General features: G+C 58.9%; 8 protein-coding genes. 1 reads left to right on the top strand and 7 read right to left on the bottom strand.

The features are described from left to right. Positions 1–342 (bottom strand): FAS1-like dehydratase domain-containing protein (locus tag SALA_RS16340; protein WP_041384257.1); only part of this gene is annotated, 342 nt, incomplete at its 3' end. Positions 343–418: 76 nt separating this feature from the next. Between SALA_RS16340 and SALA_RS16335 the strand changes: the two genes are divergently transcribed. Beyond that, the gene (locus tag SALA_RS16335; protein ID WP_011536545.1) at positions 419–1,906 is read left to right on the top strand and encodes a class I adenylate-forming enzyme family protein; all 1,488 of its coding nucleotides are present in this window, start codon (positions 419–421) and stop codon (positions 1,904–1,906) included. Positions 1,907–2,400: 494 nt separating this feature from the next. Here the strand turns inward: SALA_RS16335 and SALA_RS17740 are convergent, their stop codons facing one another. The 6 genes from SALA_RS17740 to SALA_RS16305 form a co-directional block, all read right to left on the bottom strand. Beyond that, positions 2,401–2,802 carry a phage integrase central domain-containing protein gene (locus tag SALA_RS17740; RefSeq protein WP_349772111.1) on the bottom strand — a complete coding sequence of 134 codons (402 nt, stop codon included), beginning with the start codon at positions 2,800–2,802 and terminating at the stop codon, positions 2,401–2,403. Between the two features lie 584 nt (positions 2,803–3,386). Next, entirely contained in the window at positions 3,387–3,581 is a 195-nt protein-coding gene (locus SALA_RS16325) for a helix-turn-helix domain-containing protein (RefSeq protein WP_041384254.1), read from the bottom strand. Beyond that, a complete protein-coding gene (locus SALA_RS16320; RefSeq protein ID WP_011536543.1) occupies positions 3,578–3,784 on the bottom strand; it encodes a helix-turn-helix transcriptional regulator in 207 nt (68 codons plus the stop codon). Before SALA_RS16320 ends, SALA_RS16325 begins: the two co-directional genes overlap by 4 nt. A gap of 484 nt (positions 3,785–4,268) precedes the next feature. Continuing rightward, positions 4,269–5,180 carry a hydrogenase nickel incorporation protein HypB gene (gene hypB, locus SALA_RS16315; protein ID WP_011536541.1) on the bottom strand — a complete coding sequence of 304 codons (912 nt, stop codon included), beginning with the start codon at positions 5,178–5,180 and terminating at the stop codon, positions 4,269–4,271. Next, positions 5,180–5,422, bottom strand: a complete 243-nt coding sequence (locus SALA_RS16310; protein ID WP_011536540.1) for a hydrogenase maturation nickel metallochaperone HypA — start codon at positions 5,420–5,422, stop codon at positions 5,180–5,182. Before SALA_RS16310 ends, hypB begins: the two co-directional genes overlap by 1 nt. Next, positions 5,422–6,141, bottom strand: coding sequence for a high frequency lysogenization protein HflD (locus SALA_RS16305; protein ID WP_011536539.1), 720 nt, complete (start codon positions 6,139–6,141; stop codon positions 5,422–5,424). Before SALA_RS16305 ends, SALA_RS16310 begins: the two co-directional genes overlap by 1 nt. Positions 6,142–6,144: the final 3 nt, after the last annotated feature.

The raw sequence follows: 6,144 nt of genomic DNA, 5'->3' as shown, positions 1-6,144 counted from the left end.
CTTGAAAAGGCTTTTCCGAAGCGCCTTGATTTCGTCGGGGACCGGATCGCCGAGCATCGGCTTGTTGATGATCCCCGCCATCATGCCGGGCGCAATCACGCTGCCCCAACGCGTTTTCTTCGCATAGCCGGGGTCGGTATAGAGCGGCTTGTCGTCGCCTATACCATGCGCGAAGTTGCGGATATTATCCTCGGTCGCGACGGTGATATACTCGCGCGTCTTGGCCGCCTGATCAAAGCCCAGCAGCTTGCGCTGCCGCTCAATGTCCGCATCGGTGATTTCATAGGCGACGGCCTTTTGCCACTCATCGCTCTGTTTGATGTCGGCTTTCGCATTCGCCACGGCATATCTCCCTTGCCACCAGTTATATAACTAGGTAATACATGCCTTGTAGCGAAGCAAGGGGATATTGCCTACAATGGAAGTTCGCCGCATCAGCGACGCCTTGAAGGTGCGCGCCCAGCATCAGGCTGACGAGATCGCGCACGACGATACGAGGCGGCAAATCAGCTTTGCCGAGTGGGATCGCGAAGTGGACGAGGTCGCCGGTGGCCTGGCCGCAGCCGGGCTGGTGCCCGGCGATCGCGTTTTTCTGCCGATCAGCAATTTCCACGCAGTGGAGATGGCAATTGCCGTTTTTGCGGTGTTTCGCGCCGGCGGCATCGCCTGCCCGATCAACACGCGCCTCAATCCCAAAGAGATCGCCGAATATGCCGCGCTGTGCGAGCCGCGGTTCTGCATCACCGACGCGCCCGATCGGGTAAGGGATCTGAAACTCGCGGCCTGTTGGCACGCCGAGGATATGCCCCGCAACCTGACGGCGCTTCCCGACCAGGCCAGCCTCGATCCGGGGGCCGACGCCGAAATCCTCGCCACGTCCGGTACCACGGGAAAGATCAAGGGGGTCGTGATTTCTCATCCCGACCTGATGACCGGCGTGACCGGCTATAATATGGACCGCTCGCGCTCGACGCTGAATGCATTGCCGCTGACGGGATCGGGCGGCAACATCGGCATCGTGATGCTTCCGGCGCGCGGCGGAGCGACAGCGATCACCCAGCCCAAGTTCGATCCGAAGGGCTTTCTGGACCTGGTGCGCGAAAAGCGGCCGAATCTTGTCTATCTGGTGCCTTCGATGCTGCGGCTGGTGCTCGACCATCCCGATGCCCCCGATTATGATTTTTCGGGCGTCAAATATCTGATGACGGGCACTGCGCCGTTGCCGCATGATTCGGTCAAGCGCGCGATGGACCTGTGGCCGCATCTGCGAATCCGCAACAGCTATGGTATGTCCGAAGGCGGGGTCGGGGTAAGCACGACAAGCGCGGAACAGGTGCTGAAGCCCGGCTGCGTCGGAAAATTGCCGAAGCATATGCAGCTTCGCGACGAAGCGGGGAATGTGATCACCACAGTCGGCGTGGTCGGTGAAATATACGGCTGGCAAAAACATCCCCGCCGATACTGGAACGACGAGCAAGCGACCGCCGACAGCTTCCGGGGCGGTTGGACCAAAACCGGCGACCTTGGCTTCATCGACGAGGATGGCGACCTGATCATGGCGGGGCGGTCGAAGGAACTGATCATTCGCGGCGGCTATAATATCACGCCGCTGGAAATCGAAACGGTGTTGCACCTGCACCCCGCCGTCCAGCAGGCGGCGGTCGTCGGGATTCCGCATGAGATATTGGGGGAGGATATTGCCGCCGCGGTGACGCTGCGACCGGGAAAAACCGCCGAAACCGAGGAAATCCTTTCATTCTGCCGTGAACATCTGGCGGACAACAAGGTCCCGCGCACGCTGGTGATCATGGACAGCCTGCCGCTCAACCCCAATGGAAAGATACTGAAAAAGTATCTGGCAGAACCACTGGCCAGGGCCGCAGAGGCGCGGCGACGCGCAGCCTGAACCGCCTCTCCCTGATCCGCAATAAAGCGTCGGGCGCGTTGGATGGGACCGGAAGGCTAGGGTCAGGACCCATTAATTACCCGTTCGAGGTTTGAGGCGATTTTGCTCAGGGCGAGGAGGAAAGGCGCAGGAATATGAATATATTTCAAGACTTTTCGACGCTGCCATGGGCAAAATCGGTCAAATCCCGAAGGGACGCCGAAATGGCTTCAATCTCGGACCTTCGCGGCCTTGCGGGTAGCGATGCTACCCGCTGCACCCGCCAAGGCCCGATATCTTCGCCATTTCGACGCCTCGAACGGGTAATTAATGGGTCCTGACCCTAGTTCGGCGCAGTTTCATCGTCTTGGCCCGCTGCAATCACCATTTGGGGGCGCGTTGCACAGCGGCGGCGCGCGAACTCGCGATTGGAAGCCTGGCCGTCAGCGCGCTGTAGGGCATCGCCTTGCGATTCTCGCGCGATTTGACCTAGCGGGGCAATCCGCATCCGGCTTTCAGACTGCCATTGCCCGACCGCGCTTCGCCGGAGCGCCAACCTTTTGCGTGCGCATAATCGAGGCCGACGCAGATCCGGTTACGGACCTGACGCGCCGTTTCGGGATTTCCTGCCAGATCGGCAACAGCACATCGATCATGTCCGCCGCGGAGATTCTCCCAGTCGGAAGGTCGCCCAACTTCAGGAAAGCATGGCTCTCGAGGCCCGCGAGCCATTGGCGGGCCTGGATGGCGCTTTTCCAGCCGGCGGCATTCTCGCCATGATATTGGCGTGCGGCGTCGCGAAACGTCATCTTGGCGGCAGCTTCGCTCTTTCGCTCAGCGAGCACATCGCGACGGTCGATCTTGACCGCCTTGCGAAGTTCATTGGCTTTCTCACGCGCCTCCGCGAGCGGAAGCAGCTTGGCGCTGCCCAGGCCGATATCCTGGCGTTTGCCGTCACGTTGCAGCCGAAGAAAGAGGCCCCTCCCCGCTTATCGACTTTCCGAAACAGCCCGTCGCCGTCCTGATATGTGCCAGGATTTGCCAACGCTGCCTTGACCGCCAAAGCCGCAGGTTTTTCATAGGGTTAACCCAGTTTTCCCCCCACACTCGGAAGCCCGATTTCTAGGGGTCGAAAAATTTACCCCCACATTCTCCCCACAGTTTTCGCTGCGCTGCAGTGATACGGCATGGGACGCAAAGGAATGACCGGGGTACAATACCCTGGGTCTTCTGCGGCTTCCAGCATTTCAGGAGACGCTCTCGGACCGGAGGGTGGTGGCAGGGCTTGAATCGAACCGAAAAAATAACCTTTTGATATCAATCCTGTTCTTGGAACAAACGCAGGCCTTCCCCCACACTCTCCCCCACATTTTCGTTCATTTAACGGTGGTTCTGTTCAGCGTTTTGACCGGAAAGCTGAATAAATGGGTGGTTCGTGCTGCGCCTGATCGCAACATAATGGTACGGTCTGACGCTGTCCAATTGCGAGTTAGCGGCCTGGTCAGTTCAATGCCCGATGCCGCTCCACCAACCTATGCAAACTGGCTGTCGTGATGCGCGTTGCCTTGCCAATCTTGATGGTTTCGAGCTCGCCACTGGAGATCAGTTCGTAGAGCTTTGTGCGCCCGACGCCGATCATGCGTGCGGCATCATTGACCCGGACGCAGATCGGCTCGACTGTTCGTTGACCGCTCATTCAGCCAGATCTTCTTCGCGGTAGTGAACGGGATCGGCGATCCAGCGATTTATAGCAGACTCATGCCAGCCCGCGCCGTGGACACTAATTTTCACCTGCGTCGGGAAAGTGCCCTCTGCGATCTTGCGATAGATGGTGGAGCGGGAGAGACCGGTTCGGTCGAGCACGGTCTTCAGTCGGATAATGCGTTCGGTATTGGACATTGGGCGTTCTCACTTTGACATTGGCAGCCCCTCTACGGAACATAGTGAGAACTTTTCGACGTAACGCAAGAGGTCGAACGAGCGGAAATTCAGACGCATCCTTAGCGATTTGAGTTACTTGAAAGGATTCTGGACGGTTAAAGACTTTGTAGGATAAACGACATCGCCAGCTTCAGTTCTGAACATTATTCTGCGTTGGCCTGATATTGAGCCAGCCTTGCGCGAATGAGCGCATGCGACGACGGATTCCTGTGCCACCGGTGCCGGATTTCGCGCGAATCGAATTCAGAATCCGCCGCAATGGCGACCGTTGCCGATTTCGAGTTTGCATAAAGCGAGAAATTCATTTCCTGCCTAACCTGGCCACCCGAAATGGCCGAATCTGGGCCGGTTTCGGACCGTCCGGTCTGTGCGCTAAAACTAAAGAAAGACGCCATTCCTCGATAGGGCAAGATGACGATCTTAATCCCGTGGGCAGTCCCGCCTAAATGAGGCACCCGCCATCTGCGGCTGCTGACGCCATTGCTCGCAGAAAATCGTACCACGCGTCCATCCCTTCACCGGTGCGGGCGGAAACCAGCAAGACGAGCGCATTGGGGTTTACTGCGGAGATGTTTGCACGGCATGCGGCCTCGTCGAATCCAACATGCGGGGCGAGGTCGATCTTGTTGATCAACACCAGCTCTGCTGCGCGGAACATGTGCGGGTATTTGAGTGGCTTGTCCTCGCCCTCCGGGGTGGAGATAACGGCGACCTTCATCCGTTCACCCAGATCGAACATCGCCGGACAAACAAGATTGCCGACATTCTCGATCAGCAGCAACGAGCCGGATTTCGGTGCGAGTTCTTCAACAGCGCGGGCAACCATATCGGCTTCGAGGTGACAGCCGGCCCCAGTGTTGATCTGGATTGCACGGGCCCCCGCTTCGCGAATGCGCGTGGCGTCATTGGCCGTCTGTTGATCACCCTCGATAACGGCAATCGGCAGACTTCCTTCCAGCGCCCGGATCGTGGTTTCGAGCAAGGTCGTCTTGCCAGCCCCTGGCGAACTGACGAGATTGAGCGCGACAACACCGCGCCCTTCGAACCAGCCCCGGTTGCGAGCCGCCTGGCGATCATTCCGGTCAAGCACGGCGGTTTCCAGTGATACACGCGCCGCTTGTTCGCCGTGGTGGTGATGGTCATGCCCGTGATCATGATGGTGGTGATGATGGTGCCCGTGTGAATGATCATGATCGTGTGAATGAGTGTGATCGTGGGAGTGGTCATGATCGTGGGAGTGGTCATGATCGTGGGAATGGTCATCGCCGCTGCGAAGCAGCACTCGCTTTCCGGTTTCCGGGTCAATCATCGCGATCTCGTTGTCAGGATCGGTGCATCCGCAGGTGCCGCACATCAGGCCATTTCCTCCATATCGAAATCCTTGATGATGAACTGGTCGGTCTCGCCTTCCAGAAATTCGAGTGCAGCCTTCTCGAGCAGCGTACCTTCGCTCGCCACCTCGAATGAAAATCGGATCGCCTCGCGCTCTACGCAGGCATAGGGGCCGACTGCCAGGCGCACACGCGACACCCGCCGACCCTGCGCGTGATCACCAACAATGGCGACAATATTCCGGGCAAGAGACAGCTCGTGCATCAGGCCGCCCCCAACACGCCAGACAGGTTGGCGTAGATCGTGTGCAATCCCAGGCCAAGTGCCAGCACAGCCAACGACAGATTCAGCGCTCGATGAAGTCGCAAGGCAACACGCTCTGCATAGCCAAGCGGCCAGGAGGCGATAAAGCTGAGCGCAGCCATTCCTGCAATTGAGCCAACTCCGAACAGCAGGACATAGATAACCGCCAGCAGAGGATCACCAACCGAAGCGACTGCCAGGGTAAGCAGGGCAGCCGATCCTGCCGCGCCATGCACCAGCCCGACAGCCAGCGCTTTCAAGGGAAACTTGTGGGGGTGAGAGTGTTCGTGGCGGCTCGCATCATGGGGCGCCCGTTCGCCAAGATGGCTGTGAGCATGAAAATGACGTTCGCCATCGGAATGATCGTGCAGGTGGAAATGCACCCGTGCCTTGCGCATCCGCCAAAGTACATCACCCCCCAGCAGAATCAGCATGAAGCCAACGGCGCTCTCCAGAAGGGCTGCCGTGCGGCCTGTCAATGCCATGCCCAGCAGGATCACTGCAGAACAGATCGCGAGCAGGGTGAGCGTATGCCCTAGCCCCCACGCAGCACCCCGCAGCACCATCGACCGGCGCGAATTCCGTCCCGTGGCCATGGCACCGACTGCGGCGAGGTGATCGGGTTCGAGCGCATGGCCCATTCCGGCAAGGAAACCCAGGGCGATCAACGAGAGTTGCATGGC

Source organism: Sphingopyxis alaskensis RB2256, assembly GCF_000013985.1.
Classification (GTDB): domain Bacteria; phylum Pseudomonadota; class Alphaproteobacteria; order Sphingomonadales; family Sphingomonadaceae; genus Sphingopyxis; species Sphingopyxis alaskensis.
This window is presented reverse-complemented; position numbering and strand designations above follow the sequence as displayed.